The 25,513-nt window shown below is 72.2% G+C and carries 26 protein-coding genes, 1 tRNA gene and 1 pseudogene; 14 read left to right on the top strand and 14 right to left on the bottom strand.

Annotation, left to right across the window (positions count from 1 at the left end; genetic code table 11):
- Positions 1-96: 96 nt before the first annotated feature.
- The 3 genes from OG444_RS14805 (at position 97) to OG444_RS14795 (ending at position 2,193) form a co-directional block, all read left to right on the top strand.
- Positions 97-498, top strand: coding sequence for a hypothetical protein (locus OG444_RS14805; RefSeq protein ID WP_327262626.1), 402 nt, complete (start codon positions 97-99; stop codon positions 496-498).
- Between the two features lie 38 nt (positions 499-536).
- On the top strand, positions 537-1,415 hold the full coding sequence (locus OG444_RS14800; protein ID WP_327262625.1) for a spermidine synthase: 879 nt from the start codon (positions 537-539) through the stop codon (positions 1,413-1,415).
- 133 nt (positions 1,416-1,548) lie between these two features.
- A complete protein-coding gene (locus OG444_RS14795) occupies positions 1,549-2,193 on the top strand; it encodes a class I SAM-dependent methyltransferase (RefSeq protein WP_327262624.1) in 645 nt (214 codons plus the stop codon).
- A gap of 24 nt (positions 2,194-2,217) precedes the next feature.
- On the opposite strand, the gene OG444_RS14790 is transcribed toward OG444_RS14795, so the two are convergent.
- Positions 2,218-2,763, bottom strand: a complete 546-nt coding sequence (locus OG444_RS14790; RefSeq protein WP_327262623.1) for a hypothetical protein — start codon at positions 2,761-2,763, stop codon at positions 2,218-2,220.
- Positions 2,764-2,842: 79 nt separating this feature from the next.
- Between OG444_RS14790 and OG444_RS14785 the strand changes: the two genes are divergently transcribed.
- The 6 genes from OG444_RS14785 (at position 2,843) to OG444_RS14760 (ending at position 6,974) form a co-directional block, all read left to right on the top strand.
- On the top strand, positions 2,843-3,532 hold the full coding sequence (locus tag OG444_RS14785) for a response regulator transcription factor (RefSeq protein ID WP_327262622.1): 690 nt from the start codon (positions 2,843-2,845) through the stop codon (positions 3,530-3,532).
- A 7-nt stretch (positions 3,533-3,539) separates the two neighbouring features.
- Positions 3,540-4,946: a sensor histidine kinase gene (locus OG444_RS14780; RefSeq protein ID WP_327262621.1), complete on the top strand. Its 1,407-nt coding sequence runs from the start codon at positions 3,540-3,542 to the stop codon at positions 4,944-4,946.
- 27 nt (positions 4,947-4,973) lie between these two features.
- A complete protein-coding gene (locus OG444_RS14775) occupies positions 4,974-5,138 on the top strand; it encodes a DUF5993 family protein (protein ID WP_314252606.1) in 165 nt (54 codons plus the stop codon).
- 2 nt (positions 5,139-5,140) lie between these two features.
- On the top strand, positions 5,141-5,794 hold the full coding sequence (locus OG444_RS14770; RefSeq protein WP_327262620.1) for a disulfide bond formation protein B: 654 nt from the start codon (positions 5,141-5,143) through the stop codon (positions 5,792-5,794).
- Between the two features lie 29 nt (positions 5,795-5,823).
- Positions 5,824-6,528, top strand: coding sequence for an NADPH-dependent F420 reductase (locus OG444_RS14765; protein WP_327262619.1), 705 nt, complete (start codon positions 5,824-5,826; stop codon positions 6,526-6,528).
- Positions 6,529-6,674: 146 nt separating this feature from the next.
- Complete coding sequence (locus OG444_RS14760; protein WP_327262618.1) at positions 6,675-6,974, top strand: DUF3303 family protein; 300 nt, start codon at positions 6,675-6,677, stop codon at positions 6,972-6,974.
- 9 nt (positions 6,975-6,983) lie between these two features.
- Here OG444_RS14760 and OG444_RS14755 read toward each other — a convergent pair whose 3' ends face one another.
- Positions 6,984-8,201: an MFS transporter gene (locus tag OG444_RS14755; RefSeq protein WP_327262617.1), complete on the bottom strand. Its 1,218-nt coding sequence runs from the start codon at positions 8,199-8,201 to the stop codon at positions 6,984-6,986.
- Between the two features lie 99 nt (positions 8,202-8,300).
- Positions 8,301-9,230, bottom strand: coding sequence for a hypothetical protein (locus tag OG444_RS14750; protein ID WP_327262616.1), 930 nt, complete (start codon positions 9,228-9,230; stop codon positions 8,301-8,303).
- 45 nt (positions 9,231-9,275) lie between these two features.
- Here OG444_RS14750 and OG444_RS14745 point away from each other — a divergent pair, with 45 nt between their 5' ends.
- Positions 9,276-10,091 carry an SDR family oxidoreductase gene (locus OG444_RS14745; RefSeq protein WP_327262615.1) on the top strand — a complete coding sequence of 272 codons (816 nt, stop codon included), beginning with the start codon at positions 9,276-9,278 and terminating at the stop codon, positions 10,089-10,091.
- A 183-nt stretch (positions 10,092-10,274) separates the two neighbouring features.
- On the opposite strand, the gene OG444_RS14740 is transcribed toward OG444_RS14745, so the two are convergent.
- From OG444_RS14740 to OG444_RS14725, 4 genes are read right to left on the bottom strand one after another with little or no spacing between them, the layout of a single operon-like run.
- Positions 10,275-11,756, bottom strand: coding sequence for a GH1 family beta-glucosidase (locus OG444_RS14740; RefSeq protein WP_327262614.1), 1,482 nt, complete (start codon positions 11,754-11,756; stop codon positions 10,275-10,277).
- A complete protein-coding gene (locus OG444_RS14735) occupies positions 11,753-12,577 on the bottom strand; it encodes a carbohydrate ABC transporter permease (RefSeq protein ID WP_327262613.1) in 825 nt (274 codons plus the stop codon). Before OG444_RS14735 ends, OG444_RS14740 begins: the two co-directional genes overlap by 4 nt.
- On the bottom strand, positions 12,574-13,569 hold the full coding sequence (locus OG444_RS14730) for a carbohydrate ABC transporter permease (protein ID WP_383199065.1): 996 nt from the start codon (positions 13,567-13,569) through the stop codon (positions 12,574-12,576). The genes OG444_RS14735 and OG444_RS14730 overlap by 4 nt, the downstream gene beginning before the upstream one ends.
- Before the next feature lie 7 nt (positions 13,570-13,576).
- Positions 13,577-14,926, bottom strand: coding sequence for an ABC transporter substrate-binding protein (locus OG444_RS14725; protein ID WP_327262612.1), 1,350 nt, complete (start codon positions 14,924-14,926; stop codon positions 13,577-13,579).
- A 102-nt stretch (positions 14,927-15,028) separates the two neighbouring features.
- Here OG444_RS14725 and OG444_RS14720 point away from each other — a divergent pair, with 102 nt between their 5' ends.
- Positions 15,029-16,054 carry a LacI family DNA-binding transcriptional regulator gene (locus tag OG444_RS14720; RefSeq protein WP_327262611.1) on the top strand — a complete coding sequence of 342 codons (1,026 nt, stop codon included), beginning with the start codon at positions 15,029-15,031 and terminating at the stop codon, positions 16,052-16,054.
- Between the two features lie 57 nt (positions 16,055-16,111).
- Here OG444_RS14720 and OG444_RS14715 read toward each other — a convergent pair.
- From OG444_RS14715 to OG444_RS14700, 4 genes are all read right to left on the bottom strand, one after another.
- Positions 16,112-16,184 (bottom strand) — tRNA-His (locus OG444_RS14715).
- Between the two features lie 107 nt (positions 16,185-16,291).
- Positions 16,292-16,894, bottom strand: coding sequence for an oligoribonuclease (gene orn / locus OG444_RS14710; protein WP_030008729.1), 603 nt, complete (start codon positions 16,892-16,894; stop codon positions 16,292-16,294).
- Between the two features lie 105 nt (positions 16,895-16,999).
- The gene (locus tag OG444_RS14705; protein ID WP_327262610.1) at positions 17,000-18,172 is read right to left on the bottom strand and encodes a helix-turn-helix domain-containing protein; all 1,173 of its coding nucleotides are present in this window, start codon (positions 18,170-18,172) and stop codon (positions 17,000-17,002) included.
- 376 nt (positions 18,173-18,548) lie between these two features.
- Entirely contained in the window at positions 18,549-18,815 is a 267-nt protein-coding gene (locus tag OG444_RS14700) for a hypothetical protein (protein ID WP_327262609.1), read from the bottom strand.
- A 491-nt stretch (positions 18,816-19,306) separates the two neighbouring features.
- On the opposite strand from OG444_RS14700, the gene OG444_RS14695 reads away from it, so the two are divergent.
- Complete coding sequence (locus OG444_RS14695; RefSeq protein ID WP_030008732.1) at positions 19,307-19,840, top strand: universal stress protein; 534 nt, start codon at positions 19,307-19,309, stop codon at positions 19,838-19,840.
- A gap of 34 nt (positions 19,841-19,874) precedes the next feature.
- Here the strand turns inward: OG444_RS14695 and OG444_RS14690 are convergent.
- Positions 19,875-20,643: pseudogene (locus tag OG444_RS14690) on the bottom strand (zinc ribbon domain-containing protein).
- Between the two features lie 198 nt (positions 20,644-20,841).
- On the opposite strand from OG444_RS14690, the gene OG444_RS14685 reads away from it, so the two are divergent.
- On the top strand, positions 20,842-21,408 hold the full coding sequence (locus OG444_RS14685; RefSeq protein ID WP_327262608.1) for an acetate uptake transporter: 567 nt from the start codon (positions 20,842-20,844) through the stop codon (positions 21,406-21,408).
- 73 nt (positions 21,409-21,481) lie between these two features.
- Here OG444_RS14685 and glmS read toward each other — a convergent pair whose 3' ends face one another.
- Entirely contained in the window at positions 21,482-23,299 is a 1,818-nt protein-coding gene (gene glmS / locus OG444_RS14680) for a glutamine--fructose-6-phosphate transaminase (isomerizing) (RefSeq protein WP_327262607.1), read from the bottom strand.
- 65 nt (positions 23,300-23,364) lie between these two features.
- The gene (locus tag OG444_RS14675; protein ID WP_030008735.1) at positions 23,365-23,640 is read right to left on the bottom strand and encodes a hypothetical protein; all 276 of its coding nucleotides are present in this window, start codon (positions 23,638-23,640) and stop codon (positions 23,365-23,367) included.
- 172 nt (positions 23,641-23,812) lie between these two features.
- Between OG444_RS14675 and OG444_RS14670 the strand changes: the two genes are divergently transcribed.
- Positions 23,813-25,402 carry a beta-N-acetylhexosaminidase gene (locus tag OG444_RS14670; protein WP_327262606.1) on the top strand — a complete coding sequence of 530 codons (1,590 nt, stop codon included), beginning with the start codon at positions 23,813-23,815 and terminating at the stop codon, positions 25,400-25,402.
- The last annotated feature ends 111 nt before the right edge of the window (positions 25,403-25,513 follow it).

Here is a 25,513-nt window from a genome sequence, read left to right as displayed (position 1 = left end):
CCTTTGCGGCGTCTTGCCACCGCACCCGTTGACGTTCCCGTGCGTTGAACCCATGCGGATACGGATCGAGGAGGGGTTCCCTTGGTGGAGGGCGGCATGGAGAGCACTGGAACGAATACCGCGTCCGAGCCCGGCGCGGCCCCGGACCTGGACCTGGTGACCGTTCCCACCCGGCAGGGGCTGGAGGCGGTGGACATCATCCGCCGCGCCGCCAGCCAGGCCGGTGGGGTCGGGCCCGTCCTGCACGACGGATCCGGCGACACCCTCGGCTTCCTCGTCCCGTCCGGCACCGCGGACGCCTGGGACCTGCCGGGCAGCGCGTGTACGCAGACCAACGGGCGGGGGCTGCGCCTCGGCGACGGGATCTCGCCCAACGCGGGAGCCACCGGCTGGCTGCTCCCGCCGGAAGCCGTCGGGCCGGTCACCGATCCGGAGGTGCTGCGCGCGGCGCTCGGCGAGGCGGCCCGGCTGATCGAGGCCGCGGACAACTGCCGCTGAAGCCGTCGGGGTGTGCCGCCGCCCGTCACAATGGGGTGGTGGCAGGCAAGGACAGGAACAAGGGCAAGCAGCGCGGACGCGGCAGCGCCGAGGCGGTCGTCGGGCAGGTGGACGGCGGCCGGGCGGAGCTGGAGCCGGACCGGGAGCGGGCCGGGGCCTGGACCCTGCTGATCGACGGAGCTCCGCAGTCGCACGTGGACCTGGGTGATCCCGGGTACCTGGACTTCGCGTACCAGCGGCGGATCGGTCATCTGATCGATCTCGTCGCGCCCGCCCGGCAGCCCCTGAACGTGCTGCACCTGGGCGGCGGCGCCTTCACCCTCGCCCGCTACACCGCCGCCTCCCGTCCTCGCTCCACCCAGCAGATCGTGGAGATCGACGCCGCCCTGGTGGCCTTCGTACGGGAGCACCTGCCGCTGGATCCGCAGGCGCGGGTCCGGGTCCGGGCGGTGGACGCGCGGGCGGGGCTGGCCAAGGTCCCGGACGGCTGGGCGGACCTGGTGATCGCGGACGTGTTCAGCGGGGCCCGTACCCCGGCGCACCTGACGAGCACCGAGTTCCTGGACGACGTACGCCGTGCGCTGGCGCCCACCGGGTGGTATGTGGCGAACCTGGCGGACGGTCCGCCGCTGACCCATCTGCGGGGGCAGATCGCGACGGCCGCGTCCCGGTTCACGGAGCTGGCGCTGGCGGCCGACCCGGTAGTCTGGCGAGGGAAACGTTTCGGCAATGCCGTCCTGGTGGCTGCCGACCGTGAGCTGCCCGTGGCGGAATTCACCCGCCGGGTCGCGAGCGATCCGCACCCGGGCCGGGTCGAGCACGGCCGGGCGCTGGCCGATTTCGCGGGCGGTGCCGCACCGGTCGCGGACGCCTCTGCGGTGGCCTCGCCGCAGCCGCCGCCCTCGGTCTTCCGGTAGCCGGCCCGGTACGGACGGGGCTCTCGCAGATAAAGATCGCCGGAGGACTCCCGGTGAGCGGCCGCTCTGCGTAGCCTGTAAGCCCCTGGGAGGTTCGCCCCTTCTACGACGCGTTCAGGAGACGGCAAAAGCAATGTCTGATTCCCCCGCAACCTCCGGTGCTCCGACCTCGGGCAGCCCGTCCACCCCCAGCACCGCCTCCTCCGACTACACCAAGCGGCTGGCCCGCCTGGAGCAGTCCGGGATCAAGCGGTTCGTGCCCACGCAGGCCCCCTACCGGTGGAACCTGCAGCGGCTGCAGCTGGGCCGGGTCCTGGACGTCGGCTGCGGGCTGGGGCGCAACCTGCTCAACTGCGGACCCGACAGCGTCGGCGTCGACCACAATCCGCACTCGGTGCAGACCTGCCGTGAGCGCGGACTGAACGCCTTCACCCCCGACGAGCTGGCCGCCGCCCCGGACTGCGGGCCCGGATCCTTCGACAGCCTGCTGATCGCGCACGTGCTGGAGCACATCGACGAGGAGACCGCGGGCTCGCTGCTGGAGCAGTACCTTCCGCTGGTCCGGCCGGGCGGCTCGGTCGTCATGATCACCCCGCAGGAGCTCGGCTACAAGACCGACGCCACCCACGTCCGCTGGGTCGGCTTCGAGGAGCTGCGCGGCCACGCAGGCAAGGCGGGGATCGCCGTCCGGCGGACCTACTCCTTCCCCTTCCCCCGCCCGATGGGCAAGGTCTTCCCGTACAACGAGTTCGTGCTGGTCGGCACCGTTCCGGCCTAGGCCGGTACGCTCCGAGGGGCGGCCTCAGGGGTCGACGATCTCCACCAGCGGCGGGTGGTTGTACCAGGTGCAGAACACCGAGACCTCCTGGCCGTCCCGGGTGAAGGTGACGCGGATCAGGTAGTCCTGCTTCCACACCTGCATCCGCCACCCGGCCGCCGGGGTGGCCGAGACCAGCTCGGCTGTGGACGCGCCCAGCGAGAGGGTGACCCGGCCGCCGGACACCGGATAGGCCTGCACCTTGCCCGAGTCCGAGGCCCCGCCCTCCGCCGGCCGGTCCGTGCCGGCGGAGGGCGAGGGCTTCTGCGACGTCCCGGGGGTCGCCCCGGCGGTCGGCGACGGGTCCGGCCCGGCCGACCCGGAGGGCGACGGGGAGGCGGACGCCGACGGGGTCGGGGACGCCTTCGCCTCGTGCGTCGAGGAGGACAGCGGCTTGGTGGCCAGGGGCACAGCGAGCGGTGGATCGTAGGCCGTCCCCGACATGACGGTGTGCACGCCCCACCACGACAGCGTCACCGCCGCCCCGGTCGCCAGCGTCCAAGCCATGGCATGAAGAAGTCCTCGTCGCATCAGGGCACATACTGCACCACCCGCCCCAAGTGTGGCCCGACACCCCGCTGGGTCGCCCGGATGGACTACGGTGCGGGCCATGGCAAGTGTGCTCGTGGTCGAGGACGACCAGTTCGTACGTTCCGCCCTCATCCGGCACCTGACCGAGGCCTCGCACACCGTGCGGAGCGTCGGCACGGCCCTGGAGGCCCTGCGCGAGGTCGCGCACCACCGCTTCGACGTGGTCATCCTCGACCTCGGACTGCCCGACCTGGACGGGTCGGAGGCGCTCAAGATGCTGCGCGGCATCACCGACGTACCCGTGATCATCGCGACCGCGCGCGACGACGAGGCCGAGATCGTCCGGCTGCTCAACGACGGCGCCGACGACTACCTGACCAAGCCCTTCTCGGTGGAACACCTCTCCGCCCGGATGGCCGCCGTGCTGCGCCGCTCCCGGGCCGCCGCCGGGGCCGAGCCGCCCTCGCGCGTCCTGCGCGTCGGCGGGCTCGCCATCGACCCGCTGCGCCGCCAGGCCGAGCTCGACGGCGCCGTACTGGACCTCACCCGGCGGGAGTTCGACCTGCTGGCCTTCCTCGCCGGGCGCCCCGGGGTGGTCGTGGCCCGGCGGGAACTGCTCGCCGAGGTCTGGCAGCAGTCGTACGGGGACGACCAGACCATCGACGTCCACCTGTCCTGGCTGCGCCGCAAACTCGGCGAGACCGCCGCCCGGCCGCGCTACCTGCACACGCTGCGGGGGGTCGGGGTCAAGCTGGAGCCGCCCCGGTGAGCGCGCGATGAGATGGGCCCTGGTCAAGGTGTGCCTCGCGGTGACGGCCATGGTGGTCGTCGCCTTCGCCGTACCCCTCGGGCTCGTCGTCCAGGAAATGGCCAGCGACCGTGCCTTCTCCAACGCCGAACGGCAGGCCGCCACCATCGGGCCGACGCTGTCCATCACCACCGACCCCGTGCAGCTGCAGAAGGCGGTGGAGTCCACCCAGATGGGCGCCGCCCGGCGGATGGCCGTCCACGTGCCCGCGATCGGCGACAGCCCGCCGGTGAACATCGGCGAGAGCCGGGCCGGGGAGCACACCGTCGCGGAGACCCGGCGGATGGGGCGGGCCACGACGGCCAAGGTGGCGGGCGGGGGCTCGGCGCTCCTCCAGCCGACCGCGCTCGGGTCCGGCGACATCGCCGTGGTGGAGATCTTCGTACCCGAGAGCGAAGTCAGCAACGGCGTCGGGACCGCATGGCTGGTGCTCGCGGGCGTCGGGCTGGCACTGATCATCGGCTCGGTCGGGGTCGCCGACCGGCTCGGCGCCCGGCTGGTCCGGCCCGCCGAACGGCTCGCGGACGCGGCCCACCAGCTCGGTGAGGGCAGGCTCGGCGCCCGGGTGCCCGAGGACGGGCCGAAGGAACTCCGGTCCGCGGCCGTCGCGTTCAACGCGATGGCGGACCAGGTCGTCGAACTCCTCGCCAACGAGCGGGAACTGGCCGCCGACCTCTCGCACCGGCTGCGGACCCCGCTGACCGTGCTGCGGCTCAACACGGCCTCGCTCGGGGACGGTCCGGCCGCCGAACAGACCCGGGCGGCCGTGGAGCAGCTGGAGCGCGAGGTCGACACGATCATCCGCACGGCCCGGGAGCAGCGCCCCGCCACCGGCCCGGGCGCCGGGGCCGGCGCGGGCTGCGACGCCTCCGAGGTGATCCGCGACCGGATGGGCTTCTGGTCGGCGCTCGCGGAGGACGAGGGCCGCGAGGTCCGGCTCGCCGGGGTGGACCGTACGGTACGGATCCCCGTGGCGCGGCCCGAGCTCGCCGCCGCCCTCGACGCCATGCTCGGCAACGTCTTCCGGCACACCCCCGAGGGCACCCCCTTCGCGGTGGACGTGCACGACGCGGGCGACGCGGTGATCGTGCTCGTCTCGGACGCGGGTCCCGGCATCGAGGACCCGGACGCCGCCCTGCGCCGCGGCAACGACGGCGGCCGCGACGGGTCGACGGGCCTGGGCCTGGACATCGTGCGCCGGGTCGCGGAGTCGACCGGCGGCGACGTACGGCTGGGGCGCTCTGTGCTCGGCGGGACCGAGGTCCGGGTCTGGATCGGCCTGGACGGCCGGACCCTCGGCGGGCCCGGAGCGGGCCGCGCCGGCCGCGGCCGACGCGGCAACCGACGTAACCGGGGGCGCGCCTCGCAGGCGTGATGTCGCCGTCTCGGTACGGTCCGCGGCATGGACACCCTGATCTTCGGCGGGCTCCTCGCCACGCTGATCGCCCTGTACCGGGGCGCGTCCCGGATGGTCGTGCTCGGAGCGTGGTGGGCGGTGCTGATCGCCGTCACCCTGCTGACGGCGCACCACATCACCAGCGGTCTCGCCCTGAAACTGAGCTACTGACCGTGGCCGCGACGATGCACAGCCTCGTGCCGGACGCCCCGCCGGAGAGCGGCCTGCTGGGCCGGGTCCAGTACTGGTTCGCCTGCTCCTTCGCCGTCGGCTGGACGGGTGTCGTCCTGGGCGGCCTCTACCAGCAGTTCGGCGCGGGGGACGTCCCCTGCCCGCTGTGCGTCGCGCAGCGGATGTTCATGCTGCTGGCCGCCCTGGGCGCGGCGTACATCATCCGCGCGGCGCTGATCAGCGGCACGGTGACGGGCCGCGCCTACATGACGGGCTGGGGCCTGTCCCTGGTCGCGTCGATCGGGGGCTCCTTCGCGTCCTGGCGGCAGACCATGCTGCACATCCTGCCGGGGGACAAGGGGTACGGGAGCGAGGTGTTCGGCCTGCACCTGTACGTCTGGGCGTGGATCCTCTTCCAGGTGTCGGTGGTCGCCATCGGCATCGCCCTGGCCTTCGCCCACGCGACGACCGACCGCGCCGTCCCCGCGGTCCGGCCGGGCGCGCTGCGCACGGCGGGCCTGGGCGCGCTGTGGTTCCTGGGCCTGGTCATCGCCGTGAGCCTGCTGGCGGTCTTCCTGGAGGAGGGCTTCCACTGGTTCCTCCCGGACGCCCCGAAGGGCTACCGGTTCTTCCGCGACATCGGACTGCAGGGCTGACCGGGCCCGCGAGCGAAAGGACTTCCGCAATGCGCTACGCAGTCCTCGGCACCGGGGCGGTGGGCCGGACGCTGGCCGAACGGCTCCTCTCCCTCGGGCACGACGTGGTCCTCGGCACCCGTGACCCCGCCGCCACACTGGCCCGCACCGGACCGGCGGGCAGCGGGGCCCCGGTCGAGCCGTACGCCGCCTGGCAGGCCGGGCATCCCCGGGCGGGGCTGGCGACCTTCGCCGAGGCGGCCCGCTCGGGCGAGGTCCTCGTCAACGCCACGGGCGGCCGGGTCAGCATCGAGGTGCTGACCGCGGCGGGCGCCGGGCACCTGGACGGCAAGGTGCTCATCGACCTCGCCAATCCGCTCGACTTCTCCGGCGGGTGGCCGCCCGTGCTCGACCCCGCCAACAGCGACAGCCTGGGAGAGCTGATCCAGCGGACCTTCCCGGGCGCGCGGGTGGTCAAGACGCTGAACACCATGAACTGCGCGGTGATGGTCGATCCGGCCCGGGTGCCCGGCGACCACCACGTCTTCCTGTCCGGGGACGACGAGGACGCCAAGAGCAGCGTGCGCGAGCTGTTGCAGTCCTTCGGGTGGCCGCCGGACTGCATCCTGGACCTCGGCGGGATCGAGACCGCGCGCGGCGTCGAGATGCTGCTGCCGGTCTGGCTGACGCTGATGGGCCGGCTCGGGCACGCCGACTTCAACTTCCACATCCAGGGCGCCCGACCGCGCGCCTGACCGCACTCCGGGAGGTCCTGGCGCTTCGGCCGGTTGCTTCCGCCGTGCCGTCCGCCGGCCGTGCGATGAACCGGCCCGGACGGGGGCGCAAATGTTGCCGCGCCCCCGGACCGCGCCGAGGGTGGGCGTGACGGAAGGAGCCACGCATGAGAGTCATGCTCAGGGCGCACATGGACACGGCCGCCACCAACGAGGGCATCAAGACCGGCGCGCTGCCCCAGGGGATGAAGCAGCTGATGGAGAAGCTGAAGCCGGAGGCGGCCTACTTCGGCCTGCACGAGGGCGTGCGTTCCTGCTGGATCGTCTTCGACCTCCAGGACAGCTCGCACATGCCGGCGCTGATGGAGGACCTGTTCCTGCAGTTCAACGCCGAGGTCGAGGTCGCCCCCGTGATGAACGCCGAGGACCTGGCCAAGGGCCTGGCGGCGATGCGGTCCTCCTCCTGACGTGCCCGGCTAGCGGCCCTTCCCGTACGCCGTCGTCCTCGCCGTGGCCATCGCCAGCACGGCGGAGGCGGTGACCGCCGCGCACGAAACGGCGAACGCCGCCCGGTGTCCGTAGGCGTCCGCCAGTGGTCCGGAGGCGGCCGCCGCCAGCGCCTGACCGAGGATCAGGCCACTGCCGGCCACCGTCATGGCCTCGCCCATCCGCTCGGCCGGCCCGGTCCTCTCCACCAGCCCGAACAGCGCGATCAGGTGCGGGGCCACGGCCAGTCCGATCCCCGCGACGGCGAGGGCGGCCCCCCAGAGCCCGGAGACCACCAGCAGCGGCAGGGTGAGGACGGCCTGGGCGGCGATCGTCCACCGCAGCCGTACGGTCAGGTCCGCCGACCCGGGCCGGGCGACCGTGACGAAGCCGGCGACCGAGCTGGTCACGGCCATGGCGGCCCACACCAGCCCGGCCGCGCCCGCCTCGCCGAGGGATTCGGCGAGCGCGTTGACCCCCGTGTTGGCCCCGCTCCACGCGGCCCCCTGCAGGACGGCCAGTACGCACAGCAGGACCAGCCCGGGCGACCACAGCCGTACGCCGGCCCGTGCGCCCGGGGCCGGGGCGACCGGGCCCGGAGCGGTCGGATGCACCGCGAAGAGGGTGCCGAACACCAGGATGAGCGCGGCGGCGAGGACGAGCGCCGAGGCCGGGTGCACGGTGACGGCCAGGATGCCGGCCAGTGCGGGGCCGACCATGAACCCGACCTCGTCCAGGGTGGTGTCGAAGGACAGGGCCGAGCCGAGCAGCTTGCGGTCCGCGCCGGCCAGCCGCGCCCAACGGGCCCTGGCCAGCGGGCCGACCTGCGGGACGGTGAGGCCGGCCGCGACGGCGAGCGCGATGCGGGCGGTCAGCGGCAGACCGCCGAGGACGGCCGCGACGAGGGCGCACAGCACGGCGGCGTTCGCACCGCAGGCGAGGAGCAGCACCGGGCGGTGGCCGCGCCGGTCGGCGAGCCGGCCGATGACGGGGCCGCCGAGGGCCTGGCCGAGCCAGAGCGCGGCGGCCACCGTGCCGGCGTCGCCGATGCCGTCGCGGGCGTTGATGAGCAGGAGCGTTCCGATGGGGCACAGAGCGGCGGGGAGCCGGGCGAGGAACGCGTAGAGGGGCAGCGCGGTACCGCCGAGTGCGAGCACGGCGCGGAAACCGGCGGGCGGGCGCGGGGGCGCGGAAACGGGCAGGGTCACGGACAGCCTCCATCCGCACGCCGACCCACCCGTGTCTCCGGCGCACTGCGTTGCCCGTTGCCCGGGGACGCTAGTACGGGGACCCGCGCCCCGGAAGTCCTACTGCACGCTGAAGCCGTGCGGGTGGGCCGGATCGCCGGGGCAGGCGAAGACGTTGAGCCTGCCATGGTTGCCGACGACCACGCCGGTCGGGTTCCGCGGCCCGTCCTCCAGCGGGATCCAGCTCCTGCTGTCGGCGTGCCACTCGTTCGTCGCGACGGTCAGCAGCAGCTCCATCGGGCTCCCGCAGGCGTCGCAGTCCATGGCGCCCGGCCCGGTGAGGTTCCAGGCCGCGTGCCCGCCGGCCTTCCAGCCCGGGGCGACGGACAGATCGCTCTGGTAGGTCGGCGGCCGGTCCTCCCCGCCGTCCTCCTCGTCCTCTTCCCGGGCTTCCTCCTCGGCCTCGTAGGCGGCCTCCTCCTGGGCGTCCTCCCACTCCTCGACCGCCGCCCCCAGCTCCCCGGTGAGCAGTTCGATGTACGGGTACTCGGTGACCTGCTCCGGGTGCAGGACGCACGGCTCGGGCAGATACCCGTCGAAGCCGACGGCCGGGGGCCTCGGCTGCTGCGCCGCCACCGAGCGGACCTCCGCCGCCCGGCGCCACCGCAGGTGCACGTACATGCCGTATCCGGTGGGCCCGTGGGCGTCGAAGGGGCACCAGAAGACCTGGAGCAGATCGCAGCCGTCCGGCCCGGCCGGCAGGTCGGGCACGTCCTGCGTGCGGAGCTGGGCCAGGGCGAGCAGCGGCAGTGGTTCCGGTCCGGGGGCGCGGCGGTGCGGGGTCGTGCACACCGGCCACGGTTCGCCGGCCGGCCACAGCAGCGGCCCGCCGACGTGGCTGTCGTGCGGACCGGGCGTCCCGGGGCGCGGGTGGAGCCGGGTCGCGGTGCGGCGGTGCGCGGCGAGCCCGGGGAAGAGGGACTCCACATTCAGGGGGCGCGGGGGCGTGGTGCGGCCGGGGGATGTCCCGTCACCTGTGTGCATCGTCATCTCCGGTGGCCCTCAGGTGAGGGAGTCGATCAAGGGGGGGTCGTCGTGATCGTAGTGACGGGTGCGACCGGGAACGTGGGACGGGAACTTATCCGGATCCTCGCCGCCGGCGGTGACGCGGTCACCGCCGTCTCCCGGCGGCCGGGGCTGCTGCCCGAAGGGATCCGCCACCACCTCGGCGACCTCGCCGAGCCGCAGAGCATCGCCCCCGCGCTGCACGGGGCCGGCGCACTGTTCCTGCTCGTCGCCGGAGAGGACCCGCAGAGCATCCTCGAACGCGCGGCCGCCACCGGGATCCGCCGGGTCGTCCTGCTCTCCTCCCAGGGCGCCGGAACCCGCCCGGAGGTCTACGCCCACCCCGCGCGGTTCGAGGACGCCGTCCGCCGCAGCGGCCTGGAGTGGACGGTCCTGCGCTCCGGCGGCCTCGGCTCCAACGCCTACGCCTGGGCCGAGAGCATCCGTACGACGCGCACGGCCGCCGCACCCTTCGCGGACGTCGGGCTCCCGGTCGTCGATCCGGCGGACGTCGCCGAAGTGGCGGCCGCCGTTCTGCGGGAGCCGGGCCACGCGGGCCGGACCTACGAGCTCACCGGGCCCGCCCCGGTCACCCCGAGGGAGCGCGCCGGGGCGATCGGCGCCGCCCTGGGCGAGCCCGTCCGCTTCGTCGAACAGACCCGGGAGGAGGCCCGCGCCCAGATGCTGGCCTTCATGCCCGAGCCGGTCGTGGAGGGCACGCTCGGGATCCTCGGCGAACCCCTGCCTGCCGAAAGGGAACCGAGCCCGGCCGTGCGGCAGATCCTCGGCCGGGCGCCCCGCCCCTTCGCGGACTGGGCGGCCCGCTCGGCCCCGGCCTTCCGCTGAGCCCGCCCGGCCACCCGGCCCAGGTCCTGTCGTCGAAGTCCCGCCTGGCCCGCGGCGCCCGGCACCGCACCTCGCCGCGTTGTCGGGGCGCCCAAGTACGTCCAGTACTCGGGCGCCCCTCCGCCTCGCGATGCACGGCGCCGGACACCGCGGGCCCGACCGGCGCTACTTTGACGACAGGACCTAGAGCACCTCGTCCCCGTAGGTGAGGAAGCCTCCCTTCCGGGCCAGGCGGGCGTACCAGTGGGCGCTGGAACGCGGGGTGCGGACCTGGGTCTCGTAGTCGACGTGCACGATGCCGAAGCGCTTGCCGTAGCCGTAGGACCACTCGAAGTTGTCCATCAGCGACCAGAGGAAGTAGCCCTCGACCGGGGCGCCGTCCGCCAGGGCGCGGTGCACGGCCGCGAGGTGGCCCTCCAGGTAGCCGATGCGCTCCGGGTCGTGCAGACCGGTGGCGTACGCCGCGCCGTTCTCGGTGATCATCAGTGGCAGTCCGGGCGCCTCGCGGGTGAAGCGCATCAGCAGATCGTGCAGGCCGGTCGGGTCGACCGACCAGCCCATGTCGGTCCGCTCGCCGGGGGGTTGGTGGAAGGCGACGGTGTCCGCGGCCGGCCAGGGGGAGTGCGCCGCGGCCCCGTGCCCGTCGGCGCGCGGGCCGTTGCCGTCGGGGGCGGCCGAGACCACCGCCGGGGTGTAGTAGTTCACCCCGAGGAAGTCCAGCGGCTGGTGGATCAGCGCCTCGTCGCCATGGCGGACGAACGACCAGTCCGTCACCGCGGCGGTGTCCTCGAACAGGTCCTGCGGGTAGGCCCCGTGCAGCAGCGGTCCGGTGAACACCCGGTTGGCCAGGGCGTCGATCCGGCGGGCCGCGTCCAGGTTCGCCGCCGAGCCGGTCAGCGGCCGTACCGCGCTGGGGTTGAGGGCGATGCCCGCCCTGGTCCCGGCGGGCAGGGCCGCCGCGGCCAGCCCGTGGGCCAGGTTGAGGTGGTGGGCGGCGCGCAGGGAGTCGGCGGGGGAGGTGCGGCCGGGGGCGTGCACCCCCGAGGCATAGCCGAGGAAGGCGCTGCACCAGGGCTCGTTGAGGGTGGTCCAGAGCTCCACCCGGTCGGCCAGCGCCCCCGCGACCTGTTCGGCGTACCGGGCGAAGGCGTACGCCGTCTCCCGCTCGGGCCAGCCGCCCGCGGTCTCCAGCTCCTGCGGCAGGTCCCAGTGGTAGAGGGTCACGCAGGGCTTGATCCCGTACGAGAGCAGCTCGTCGACCAGCGCGTCGTAGAAGCCGATCCCGCCGGCGAGCACCCTCGGCCAGGACACCGAGAACCGGTAGGCGCCCAGCCCGAGCGAGGCCATCAGGCGGACGTCCTCCCGCCACAGCCGGTGGTGGTCGGCGGCCACGTCGCCCGTGTCGCCGGCGTGCACCTTGCCCGGAGTACGGCAGAAGGTGTCCCAGATGGACGGGCCGCGCAGGGCGGCGGCGCCCTCGATCTGGAAGGCCGCCGTGGCCGTGCCCCACAGGAACCCGTCGGGGAACCGGAGTTCCCGCGCTCCGGTGTCCGTGTCCGGGACGGCGTTCGTGTCCGCGACCGTGTCCGCGACCGGGTCCGCGACCGGGTCCACGACCGGGTCCGCCGTCGCGTTCGTGTTCGTGTTCGTCGGGATTCGTGTCATCCCTTCACCGCTCCTTGCATGATGCCGCCGACGATCTGGCGGCCGAAGACGAGGAACACAGCCAAGAGCGGGAGCGTGCCCAGCAGCGCGCCCGCCATGATCACCGACTGGTCGGGGATGTAGCCCCGGCCCAGCCCGGTCAGGGCCACCTGCACCGTCGGGCTGCCGTTCTGGGTCAGCGCGACGATCGGCCAGAAGAAGTCGTTCCAGGCCATGACGAAGGTCAGCATCCCCAGCACCGCCATGGCGGGCCGGGCCGCCGGGAACACCACGTGCCACAGGACCCGCAGCGAACTCGCCCCGTCCGTACGCGCCGCCTCGATCAGCTCCATCGGCAGCGCGTGCACCAGGTACTGGCGCATGAAGAACACCCCGAACGCGCCCACCAGCGTCGGCAGGATCACCGCCTGGAGCCGGTCGGTCCACGACAGCTTCGCGATCAGCATGTAGAGCGGCACCACGCTCAGCTGCGGCGGGATCAGCATCGTCCCGATCACCAGCGCCAGCAGCGGCCGGCTGCCGCGGAAGCGGAGTTTGGCGAAGGCGAATCCGGCGAGCGTGGAGAAGAACACGGTGCCCGCGGCGACCGTGCCCGCCACGATCACCGTGTTCAGCAGGGCCTCCCCCATGTTGGCGTCGGTCCACGCGACCCGGAGATTGCGCCCCAGGTTCCCGCCGAACCAGAACGGCGGCGGGGTCTGGGCCAGCCGCGTACTGTTCCGGGAGGCCGCGATCGCCGTCCACACGAGCGGGAAGAGCGAGCCGGCCGTGAACAGGGCGAGCACCACGTACGTGAGCCGGCCCGCGCGCAGTGCTCTCATCGGGAGTCCTTCCGTCCGCGCAGCAGCCGCGCCGCACCCGCGATCAGCAGCAGGATCAGGAACATCGCCCACGCGATCGCCGAGGCCCGCCCCAGGTGCAGGTTCACCCAGCCCTGCTCGTACAGGTACAGCCCGAGCGTCTGGAACTGGTGGTCCGAGCCGCCCGTCGCGCCCGCCCCGCCGTTGAACAGCAGCGGCTCGCCGAACAGCTGGGTCGCCCCGATCGTCGACACGACGCAGGTGAAGAAGATCGTCGGGCGCAGCGAGGGCACCGTCACGTGGAGGAACTGCTGCCAGCGCGAGGCCCCGTCCAGCGCGGCCGACTCGTACAGCTCGGCCGGTACGGCCTGCATGGCCGCCAGGTAGATCAGCGCGTTGTAGCCGGTCCACCGCCAGATCACGATGGTGGAGACGGCGAGCTGGGAGGCGAAGGTGCCGTTCTGCCAGTCGACGGCCTCGAAACCGACCGCCGACAGCGCCCAGTTGACCATCCCGTAGTCCCGGCCGAAGAGCAGTACGAAGACGAGCGTGGCCGCCGCCACCGAGGTCGCGTACGGGGTGAGCACCGCGACCCGGAAGAAGGCGGAGCCCCGCAGCCGGTAGTTGAGCAGATGGGCCAGGCCCAGCGCGATCGCCAGCTGCGGCACCGTGGACAGCAGACCGATGGTCACCGTGTTGCGGAGCGCGTTCCAGAAGAACTCGTCGTCCCACAGCCGGGTGAAGTTCCGCAGCCCCACCCACGTCATGCTGTCGGGATCGGTCAGCTCCACCTGGTGCAGCGCCGCCCAGCCCGTGTACAGCAGCGGGAACAGCCCGAAGGCGGCGAAGAAGAGGAAGAAGGGCGCCACGAAGGCGTACGGGCTCCAGCGCAGGTCCCAGCGGTAGCGGCGCGAGCGCCACACCTGTCCCGGGCGGCCCCGGCCGCCCCCCTCCGCCGCCGGCCGCTCCGGGCCGACGGTGGAGGGGGACAGAACAGCCGTCTCGTCCGTCACCGGCGCCTCACTGGTCCAGGGCGTTGTCGATCGCCTTCACCGCGGCCTCCCAGCCCTCCTGCGGGCTGCGGCCCTTCTGGTCGACCTGGAGCATCCCGATGTCCGCCAGGTTCTGCGCGATCACCAGGTCCTTCGGGCCGACCACCGTCACCGGCACGCCCTCCGCCGCCTTCGAGAAGATCTCGCCGATCGGGGCGCCGCCGAAGTACGCGTGCTGCGCACCCGACACCGCCGGCAGCTTGTACGCGGCGCTCGCGCTCGGGAAACTGCCCCGCTTCTCGAAGAGCTTCGCCTGCTGCGCCGGAGCCGTCAGCCAGGCCGCCAGCTTCGCCGCCTCCTCGGCGTGCTTGCCCGCCTTCGGGACCACCAGGAAGGAACCGCCCCAGTTGCTGGGCTTCGGCGCCTGCGCCACGTCCCACTTGTCCTTGCCCGCCGGGCCGGCCTTGTCCTGGATGTAGCCGAGCATCCAGGCCGGGCAGGAGACCGTGGCGAAGGAGCCGTTGGAGAAGCCCTGGTCCCAGCCCGGGGTGAACTGCTGGAGCTTGGCGCTCAGCCCGTCGGTAGCGAAGGAGGCCGCCAGGTCGAAGGCCCCGCGCACCGCCGGGTTGGTCTTGTAGACGACCTTGCCCTGCTCGTCGTAGAACCGCTGGGCGCTGCTGCCGGTCACTGCCGCCATCACGCCCGACGCAGAGTCGACGAAGGCCTTCCCCTCGCCGGCCTTCGCCTTGTAGGCCTTGCCCGCCTCCAGGTACTTGTTCCAGTCGCCCGCCCACAGCGCCCCGACCGCCGCGCGGTCGCTGGGCAGTCCGGCCGCCTCGAAGAGGTCCTTGCGGTAGCAGATGCCCTGGGGGCCGATGTCGGTGCCGAGGCCGACCGTGGCCCCGCCCTTGGCCGCGCTCGCCGTGCCCTGCGCCCACTTCCATGGCAGGTACGCGGCCTTGTCCACGCCGGGGGCCTTGCCCAGGTCCACCAGCTTGTCGGCCTGGGTGGCGGTGATCTCGGCGATGTTGTTGACCTCGACGGCCTGGATGTCCGCGAGGCCGCTGCCCGTGCCCAGGTGGGTGAGGAGCTGGGGGTAGTAGTTCTCGTTGCGCTCGATGGAGGTCTGCTCGATGCGGATCCCGGGATTCTGCGCCATGTACTCGTCGTAGAGCCCGGCCTCCTGGAGCCCGAAGGCGCCGAAGACGCCGACGGTGAGGGTGGTCTGTGCGGCGCCGCCGGACTTGCCGGTGGCAGGGGTCCCCTTGCCGGGGCCTTCCTCGGGGTCCTGCGCGCACCCCGCGAGCAGCAGGGCCGCCGCCCCCACCGCGGTGACGGTCGTGAGGAGGGTTCTTCGGGATCGGGCTCGGACGCGCATGTGCTTCCTCCCTGGAGGACGAAACGTGCCAGGTGTCGTGTGACACAGTGTGGGAGCGCTCCCACAGTCGTCAAGAGGTAGATTCACAACCGGGAGGAAGCCATGAACGGGCATGGGCGCAGTGGGGGACGACCGACCCTGGAGGAGGTCGCGGCGCGCGCCGGCGTCGGGCGCGGCACGGTCTCCCGGGTGATCAATGGATCCTCCAAGGTCAGCGAGCACACCAGGGTCGCCGTCGAGGCGGCCGTGGCCGAGCTGGGGTACGTACCGAACCGCGCCGCGCGCGCCCTCGCGGCCAACCGCACCGACGCCATCGCCCTCGTGATCCCCGAACCCGAGGAGCGGTTCTTCGCCGAGCCCTACTTCTCCGAAGTGGTCCGCGGGGTCGGCGCTGCCCTCGCCGAGACCGAGGTCCAGCTCGTCCTCACCCTGGCGGGCAGCGACCGCGAGCGCCGCCGCCTCGCCCAGTACCTGTCCGGGCACCGCGTCGACGGCGTGCTGCTGGTGTCCGTGCACGCCGGGGACCCGCTGCCCGAGCTGCTCGCCGAGCTCGGCATCCCGACGGTGGTCAGCGGTCGCCGCTCCGCCGCCGAGACCCTGCCCAGTGTGGACTCCGACAACCTGGCGGGCGCGGCCGAGGCCGTACGCCACCTCCTCGGCCGGGGCCGCCGCACGATCGCCACGATCACCGGGCCGCTGGACGTGTACGGGGCCCAGTGCCGGCTCGACGGCTACCGGCAGGCCCTGGCCGGCGCCGGACACCCCGTCGACGAGCCGCTGATCGCGGTCGGGGACTTCACTGAGGAGGGCGGCCGGCGGGCGATGCGCGAACTGCTGGCCCGCCGCCCCGCGCTCGACGCGGTCTTCGCCGCTTCCGACGTCATGGCGGCGGGCGCCCGGCGGGAGCTGCGCGCGGCCGGCCGCCGGATTCCGCGGGACGTGGCGCTGGTCGGCTTCGACGACTCGGTGGTGGCCCGGCACATGGACCCGCCGCTGACCAGCGTCCGCCAGCCGATCGAGGAGATGGGCCGGACCATGACGAGGATGCTGCTGGGGAGGATCGCGGGGGAGACGGGCGAGGCGGCCGCCGTGCTGCCGAACCGGCTGGTGGTCCGGGAGTCGTCCTGACGGCCGCGGCATGCGAAAGGCCCCGGTCCGCTTTCGCGTACCGGGGCCTTTCTTCAGGGTGAGTGACGGGACTTGAACCCGCGGCCACCTGGACCACAACCAGGTGCTCTACCAACTGAGCTACACCCACCATGTCCGGTCGGAAAACCGACCGGCCGAAGAAAAGGGTACAGGGTCCGGGAGGGTGCTCGCTCCCTCCTTTCCCGGCGCCCCCCTCCGGAGGTCCGGCGGCAGGAGCTACGCGCCCGGCACGACGTGCTTGGCGGCGATGCTCCGGGCCGTGTCCGAGTCGGGCCCGGGCTGCGGCACGAAGACCGCTTCCCGGTAGTAGCGCAGCTCGGTGATGGAGTCCTTGATGTCCGCCAGCGCCCGGTGGTTGCCGTTCTTCGGCGGGCTGTTGAAGTACGCCCGCGGGTACCAGCGGCGCGCCAGCTCCTTGACCGAGGAGACGTCCACGATCCGGTAGTGGAGGTAGCTCTCGAGCGCGGCCATGTCGCGCAGCAGGAAGCCGCGGTCGGTGCCGACCGAGTTCCCGCAGAGCGGCGCCTTGCGGGGTTCCTTCACGTGCTCCCGCACGTAGGCCAGGACCTGTGCCTCGGCGTCCGCGAGAGTGGTCCCCCCGGCCAGTTCGTCGAGCAGGCCGGAGGCGGTGTGCATCTCGCGCACCACGTCGGGCATGGTCTCCAGGGCGGCGTCCGGCGGGCGGATCACGATGTCCACGCCTTCGCCGAGCACGTTGAGCTCCGAGTCGGTGACCAGTGCGGCCACCTCGATAAGTGCGTCGTCCGTCAACGAGAGCCCGGTCATCTCGCAGTCGATCCACACCATGCGATCGTTCATGTGTCCCACCTTATGCGGTCCCTCACGGCGCGGACCGCATATGCGGAAGGTCCCCCATCGGCGGTGACCGATGGAGGACCTTCGTGCGTCGTACCCGGAGAGCGGCTACGCGTGTTCCCGCAGCGCCCGGCCCGGGGCGTAGAGCTCCGTCACCGTGGGACCCGCCGCGGCCAGGGCCGCCGCCGCCCGGTGGGGCTGCGGAGTGCGCTGGTGCGGAACCGGACCCGCGTTGATCTCGGCCACCTGTGCCACCTCGGCCTGCGGCCGCCGTGCCCGGTAGGCGGAGCGGTAGGCGGCCGGGGAGGACCCCAGCTGCCGCCGGAAGTGACCCCGCAGGGCGACCGGCGAACGGAACCCGCAGCGTCCGGCGACCTCGTCGACCGAGTAGTCGGAGGTCTCCAGCAGCCGCTGTGCCTGGAGCACCCGCTGGGTGATCAGCCACTGCAGCGGAGCGCTGCCGGTGAGCGAGCGGAACCGCCGGTCGAAGGTGCGCCTGCTCATGTAGGCGCGGGCGGCGAGGGTCTCCACGTCGAACTGCTCGTGGAGGTGTTCCAGTGCCCAGGCGACGACTTCGGCCAGCGGGTCGGCGCCGATCTCCTCCGGCAGCGACCGGTCGAGATAGCGTTCCTGGCCGCCCGTCCGGCGCGGCGGCACGACGAGCCTGCGGGCCAGGGCCCCGGCCGCCTCGCTGCCGTGGTCCGTGCGCACGATGTGCAGGCACAGATCGATTCCGGCCGCCGTGCCGGCGGACGTGAGCACGTCGCCGTCGTCGACGAACAGTTCGCGCGGATCGACATGGACGGACGGGTACCGCTTGGCCAGCGTCGGCGCGTACATCCAGTGCGTCGTCGCGGGCCGGCCGTCCAGCAGACCGGCGGCGGCGAGCACGAAGGCTCCCGTGCACAGTCCGACGATCCGGGCCCCCTCCTCGTGCGCCAGACGCAGTGCGTCGAGCGCCTCCGGTGGCGGTGGTGAAGTGATGGAGCGCCAGGCGGGAACGACGACCGTCCCTGCCCGGGCGATCGCCTCCAACCCGTATGGCGCGGTCAGTTCGAGCCCGCCGGTGGTCCTGAGCGGACCGTCCTCACCGGCGCACACGAGCAATCGATAGCGTGGAACTCCCGCGTCCTGCCGGTCAATGCCGAACACGGAAAGTGGAATGGAGCTCTCGAAGATCGGTCCGCCGCTGAAGAGCAGCACCGCGACGATCTCCCTGCGGCGACGCCCCGCGAGCTTCCGGCCGGCGTCTGTGACGACGGCGGTGGAATCCTGGCTCATGGCGCTAAGCCCCCCTTGGGTGTCGCGACTCCTTGGTCTGGTCGCACCTGCACGTTTCCCCTCGGCCTTGCACGTGGATCCCCCGCCGTAAATACATGATCGAATCTACTGCGTCCCGTGGTGTCGGCGTGACAAGTTCAGCACGCAGCGCTATGTCGACTTCTCAACTTGGCGAAAAGCATTCGATCAGGAAGCGTTCCACTCCGCTACCCGAACGGGAAGCGTGCCGCCCGGCCATGGCCAGTACCGGTAGGGCCAGAACGCCCCCCGGGGTCCGTCGTCGCTGGTGGTGAGGGGGGCGGGGGGACATTCCGGCAAGCAGGCCAACCTGCCGGGAAGTTGGCTGAAAACATGCGTGTGTGGGTGTGCGAATGAGTCAGTCGTGCGGGGAGGCGGGGTCGGAGCCCCGGCAGGTGCGGCGCATCCCGGCTCCGCCGCGCGAATGCCGGCGGCGGCCGGCGGGTGCGAGCGGCTCCTGCGCCCGCACCCGGGCGGCCGTCCGCTCCGAGTGCCGCAGCAGGACCCGGCACGCGGCCGTGACGGCGAGCAGGCCGAGGGTCGCGACGGCCGCCCCGCCGAAGGAGGTTCCGTAGACGACGAGGACCACGGGGACGAGCAGACAGCTGAAGGCGGCCCAGCGCACGACGTCACCCGCGGGGTCGTCATGGGGGTGTCCGCCGCGACGCCCGGACGGGTGAAGAGGTGAGCGGGGGGACGGGGTGAAGTGCGGGACCGCGTCCGCGTCGTGGAGGGACCGGACGGACTGCGTCGGCCGAGCTGGCTGGACGGGGTGAACCGGATGACCGGGCACGGCGTGCTCCCTGCGGGCTCTTACCTGTTGGTCGGACGCATGTCCCAACGCCCGGCGGCAGGGCTCGGTCACTGCGCGCACGGGTGGCAACGCCCGGACTCGTCACTGGCTGTAGGGGACAGTGGTCATTGCCAAGGCGCGTTCGCTCCGGCATGCTCCCTGGGACGCTCTCCAAGGGCGGCATGCCCTGTGCAGGACAGGAGTGTCGCCGTACCCTGGTGGGTATGGGCTTGGGAAGATGCTTCCCGGACAGAGCTCCGTCACACTGCGTCGCCGATTTCGCCCCTGTTGCTTCCTCCAAGGACCTCTTCGCCGAGACACCCATGGCCGGTCACGAATTCTCCGAACCCGCGGACCGCAAGCGCAAACGCGTCGTCGACCCCGCGTCGGCCGCCGATCTGCGCGCGGTGGAACAGACACGCGTGCACTGCGATCCGGCCTTCCGGCACGGCGTCGTTGTGGGATTCGACGGATCCACCTCCAGCGAGCGCGCGCTCGCCTATGCGATCGGCATGGCCCGTCGCTCAGGATCAGGTCTGATCATCGTCCATGTCGCCAACCGGCTGCCCACCACGGTGTGGGCCGGCTGCGAGCCGCCCGTCTTCGTCGACGTGCCGGACCACCGCACCGAGGTGCTCGGGCTGGAGCTCGCCTGCGCGGACTATCTGGCCGAAGTGCCGTGGATCCTGGTCGAGCGGGGTGGTGACATCTGCCATGAGCTGGAGGAGGTCGGCCGGGAGTATTCGGCCGACGCCATCGTGGTCGGCTCGACGCACGGGATCGTGGGCCGGATCTTCGGATCGGTCGCCGGCCGACTGGCCAAGCGCGCACAGCGACCGGTCGTTGTCATTCCTTGACTGCTCCCCTCCCTGTGGGAAGGGGATTCCTGGCTCACGCAGCCTCCCGGGGCGGCGCCCCGAGAGGTCTTCCACGATCAGTACCAACCGGGATCAGACCTGCCCGGACGAGCATCACGCGCGCGGAGTTCTTGTCCCGTGGGGACACTGCTCCGCACGCGGTGCAGGTGTATGTGCGCTCTCCCAGCGGCAGTGCGTGCTTGGCTCTCGCTCCGCACTGCGCGCAGTCCATCGTGGTGTGCGCGGGGTGTACCAGGTGCACGGCGCGTCCGTGCTTGCGGCCCATTTCGATCAAGGCTTGTTTGGTGGCGCCGATGGCGGCGTCAGCTGCCTTCCTGGCCATGGTGGTCTTCGCGAGGAACTTCGGCCGGAAATTCTCCACCGCAAGGACGTCGTGGTCGCCGCTGCCGGGCGACCTTCTTGTACTTGGGCATCCCGGCCCGACGCGCCATGGGCAGGCGGTCCTTGATGTCCTTCTGTGCCTTGGCCCTGGACCTGCCGAAGTCGCGTATCAGCTGTTGCTGCGGGACAGAGGCCCCGTCTCTCAGCCAGGCGTTCGCCTGCCGGGCTTCGGTCAACATTTTGTCGAGTTGCGCGGGGCCGCAGGTGTGCTTGTCCGTGCCCTCGGGCCTGGTCCTGTTCCATGCGTGGACTTGCTTGGACTTGGCGACGCACTCGTTCCAGATCCACCGGATCCGGTCCCACTCCCCCAGTAGAGAAGCGTGGGCGGCGGATGACACCCGAAGCCTGAAGGTGTACCGGGCGGAGTGCCTGGCGTCCTCGGCCACTCGTGGTGTCGTCATGCCGCGACCGTAAGGCCGTGCCCTTCGCCGTCCGCCCGGATTTCGTGACGTTCCCTCGAACGAGTGGCCGATCCGATCGCTCGCCGTTTTCATTCCGTGACCGCCTGTTAAGGCGCTTGTGCGGTTGTGTCCCTGTGTAAAGGGTAGATAAATGCTGCTGGGACGCAGCAAACAACTGCAGATCGAAGGGAGCCCGCCGTGGACAATGGTGTCTCTGCGGGAAGCACGGCCTCGACTTCGACCCTCGGGCACATCGCCCTGGGTCTCACCCTTCTCGCATTCGGTATCGGCCACACCGGTGTCATCGACGGTGTGTCCGCTGCCAGCTCCGTGTCGCTCGCGACCTACGTCGGCGGTCTGGCCCTGTTCGTCCTCGGAGTCCTCGAATTCCGCGGCGGCAACGGGTTCAACGGCACGGCGTTCGCGGGACTCGGGGCCTTCTGGTTCACCTGGGCCGCGGGAGCCGACGGAAAGGTTTCGGCGGACGCCGCCGGATCGTTCCTCGTCCTGTTCGCCCTCCTCGGCCTCACCCTCACCGTGGGCGCGGCGAGCGGACTCTTCGGGCAGGGCGTGTACGGGCTGTTCACCCTCTCCCTGCTGCTGCTGGCGATAGGTGCCTTCGCCGGCAACAGCATGCTGGCCAAGGTGGCCGGCTGGGTGGCCGCGGTCGGCGGACTCCTGGCCTGGTACGGAGCCACCGCCGCCCTCGCCCACTGGCCGATGGCCTTCGGCAAGGCCCGCAGCGGCGCGGTCGCCGCGGGCTGACCGGCAGGGCAGGACAGCGGAGAACCCCCGTGCGCGGTGAGCACGGGGGTTCTCCGCTGTCGGGGTACGGCGATTACTCGACGGTGACCGACTTCGCCAGGTTGCGCGGCTTGTCGATGTCCCGGCCCATGGCCAGGGCCGTGTGGTACGCCAGCAGCTGGAGCGGGATGCCCATCAGGATCGGGTCCAGCTCGTCCTCGTTCTTCGGTACCACGATGGTGTGGTCCGCCTTCTCCTGCTCGCGGTGCGCGACCGCCAGGATCCGGCCGCTGCGGGCCTTGATCTCCTCGAGCGCCGCGCGGTTCTTCTCCAGCAGGTCGTCGTCCGGGACGATCGCGACCGTCGGCAGCGAGGGCTCGATCAGCGCCAGCGGACCGTGCTTGAGCTCGGAGGCCGGGTAGGCCTCGGCGTGGATGTAGGAGATCTCCTTCAGCTTGAGGGAGGCCTCCAGCGCCACCGGGTAGCCGCGCACCCGGCCGATGAACATCATCGACTTGGCCTCGGCGAACTGGGCCGCCAGCTTCTTGATGTCCTCTTCGCCGTCGAGGATCTCCTGGATCTGCGCGGGCAGCTTGCGCAGGCCCTCGATGATCCGCTTGCCGTCGGTGACCGAGAGGTCCCGGATGCGGCCCAGGTGTACGGCCAGCAGCGCGAAGGCCACGACCGTGTTGGTGAAGCACTTGGTGGAGACGACGCAGACCTCGGGGCCGGCGTGCACGTACACGCCGCCGTCGGCCTCGCGGGCGATGGCGGAGCCGACCACGTTGACCACGCCGAGGACGCGGGCGCCCTTGCGCTTGAGCTCCTGCACCGCCGCGAGCACGTCGTACGTCTCACCGGACTGCGAGACCGCGATGTAGAGGGTGTCGGGGTCCACGACCGGGTTGCGGTAGCGGAACTCGGAGGCCGGCTCGGCGTCCGCGGGGATGCGGGCCATGCCCTCGATGAGGCCGGCGCCGATGAGGCCCGCGTGGTACGAGGTGCCGCAGCCCAGGATCTTGACCCGGCGGATGCCGCGCGCCTCGCGCGGGTCCAGGTTCAGGCCGCCCAGGTGCACGGTGTTGAAGCGGTCGTCGATCCGGCCGCGCAGCACGCGGTCGACCGCGTCGGGCTGCTCGGAGATCTCCTTGTGCATGTAGGTGTCGTGACCGCCCATGTCGTACGAGGCGGCCTCCCACTCCACGGTCTCCGGGGTGGCGGTCGTGGTGGCACCGCTGGTGGTGTAGGTGCGGAAGTCGTCGGCCTTGAGGGTGGCCATCTCGCCGTCGTCGAGGGTGACGACCTGGCGGGTGTGGGCGACCAGGGCGGCGACGTCCGAGGCGACGAACATCTCCTTCTCGCCGATGCCGAGGACGACGGGGGAGCCGTTGCGGGCGACGACGATGCGGTCGGCGAAGTCGGCGTGCATGACGGCGATGCCGTAGGTGCCCTCGATCGCCTTGACGGCCTCGCGGACCTTGTCCTCCAGGGACTCGGCCTCGGAGCGGGCGATCAGGTGGACGATGACCTCGGTGTCGGTCTCCGAGACGAAGACGACGCCGTCGGCCTCCAGCTTGGCGCGCAGCTCGGAGGCGTTGTCGACGATGCCGTTGTGGACGACGGCGACCTTGTTCTCGGCGTCCAGGTGCGGGTGCGAGTTGATGTCGCTCGGGGCGCCGTGCGTGGCCCAGCGGGTGTGGGCGATGCCGGTGGTGCCGGCGAAGCGCTTGGGGACGCGGGACTCCAGCTCGCGGACCCGGCCCTTGGCCTTGACCACCTTGAGGGCGGAGGCCTTCGGGCTGTTCACGACGATGCCCGCGGAGTCGTATCCGCGGTACTCCAGCCGCTGCAGACCTTCGAGCAGCAGCGGTGCCACGTCACGCTTGCCGATGTAACCGACGATTCCGCACATACGGTTTAGCCCCTCCTGAAGTTCGGTTCGTGTACTCGCTCGCGGCCGCGGGTGCGGCGGCAGGTTCAGCCGTAGACGATGCGGCGCAACTGCCGGAGCGAGAGCTCCGGCGGCGCCACGGCGCGGTGCGGCAGTTCGGCCGCGATCCGCTCGAAGATCTCCGCGTTGACCGCTCCGCCGGACTGCAGTTCCCGGTGGCGGCGGCGGACGAACTCCTCGGTCGTCTCGTCGAAGTAGGCGAGCACGTCCAGTACCACCCGGGCGGCCTCACCGCGCTGCAGCGCGGTGCTGCGCACCAGGTGGTCGACGAGGTCGTCATGCGACGGGCGGCGATCGAGCACCCGTAGATAGTGGCGTCTTGCGGCGGCGAACGCAAAGATCCTGCCCGATTCCGGGCAGGATCCCTCTGGTCTGGACCAGTGGAGCGCCCGGAGTGACCTCCTTCGGATGATTTCCGCCCGTCCTCGGTGACCGCACCTGACGTCGCGGCCCGCTTGGCCTATACCTGTGCGCATGAGAGTCCTGCGACGCACGCTCGGCGCCCTCCTCGCCCTCGGTGCGGCCCCGGCCATGGTCACGGCCTGCGCCCCGGCCCACGGCGACGACGCCAGACCCGGGGACGACCCGCCCGCGGCCCTCGCCCCCTTCGAACGGCTGCTGCCGGCGCCCGTCTCGGCGCGCGCCGAAGGGCCCGGCTACTCCTTCGGGCCCGGCACGGTCATCCGTACCGGCCGCCCGGACGAGGAGGTCCGCCGGGTCGGCGAGCTCCTCGCCGAGCAGCTGCGCGGCCCGAGCGGGTTGCCGCTGCCGGTGGTCGACGGGGCGCAGGGGGACGGGATCCGGCTCAGGATCGACGAAGGCGCCCAGGAGGTGGGCGACGAGGGGTACCGGCTGGAGTCCGGCCCGAGCGGGATCACCCTCACCGCGCGGACGCCGGCCGGGCTGTTCCACGGGGGCCAGACGCTGCGCCAGCTGGTGCCGGCGACCGGTCCCGGGACGGTGCCGGGCGGGACGGTCACCGACCGGCCGCGCTTCGCGTACCGGGGGGCCATGGTCGACATCGCGCGCCACTTCTTCTCGGTGGAGCAGGTGAAGAGGTACGTGGACCAGCTCGCCCAGTACAAGGTCAACACCCTGCACCTGCACCTGACCGACGACCAGGGCTGGCGCCTCGCCGTCGATTCCTGGCCGCGGCTCGCGGAGTACGGGGGCGCCAGCGAGGTCGGCGGCGGGCCCGGCGGCCACTGGACGAAGGACGAGTACCGGGAGCTGGTGGCCTACGCGGGGCAGCGGTACGTGGACGTGGTCCCCGAGATCGACATGCCGGGGCACATGAACGCGGCGCTCGCCTCCTACGCCGAGCTGAACTGCGACGGGAAGGCCCCGGAGCGGTACACCGGGACCAAGGTCGGCTTCAGCTCGCTGTGCGTGGCCAAGGAGCGGACCTACGAGTTCATCGACGAGGTGCTCGGCGAGCTGGCCGGGCTGACGCCCGGCCGCTACCTGCACATCGGCGGCGACGAGGCGCACGCGACGCCGGCGGCGGACTACGCGGCCTTCATGGACCGGGCCCAGGCGGTGGTGGGACGGTACGGCAAGACGGTGGTCGCCTGGCACCAGCTGGCGACGGCCCGCCCGGCGCGGGGCTCCGTGCTCCAGTACTGGGGCCACGACAAGACCCCGGCGGCGGACAGGGCGGCCGTGGTGGCGGCGGCGAAGGCGGGGCACCCGCTGATCCTGTCGCCGGCGGACCGGCTGTACCTGGACATGAAGTACGACGCGGCGACGAAGCCCGGCCTGGCGTGGGCGGGGTACGTACCGGTGCAGCGGGCCTACTCCTGGAACCCGGGGGCGTACCTCGCCGGGGTGCCGGAGTCCTCCGTCCTGGGGGTGGAGGCCCCGCTGTGGACCGAGAACGTCGCGACGCGGGCGGAGTGGGAGCTGATGGCGTTCCCGCGGGTCATGGGCCTGGCGGAACTGGGCTGGTCACCGGCGGCCGCGCTCGACTGGGCCTCGTACGGCCGCCGGCTGGCCGCGCAGGCACCCCGGCTGGACGCGCAGGGGATCGGATTCTTCCGGGCGCCGGACGTCCCCTGGCCGTAAAAGGAGGAACACGAAGGCGTGACCGCGAAGAGGGCCATGGTGCTTCGCGGTCACGCCGTCGGGACTTCGGGGGTGGGGAGAGGGAGGCGCCGAGGGACCGTATCGATGCCT

The organism is Streptomyces sp. NBC_01232, assembly GCF_035989885.1.
Lineage (GTDB): Bacteria > Actinomycetota > Actinomycetes > Streptomycetales > Streptomycetaceae > Streptomyces.
The sequence above is the reverse complement of the archived record's forward strand: the minus strand, read 5'-3'. Positions and strand labels throughout refer to the sequence as shown.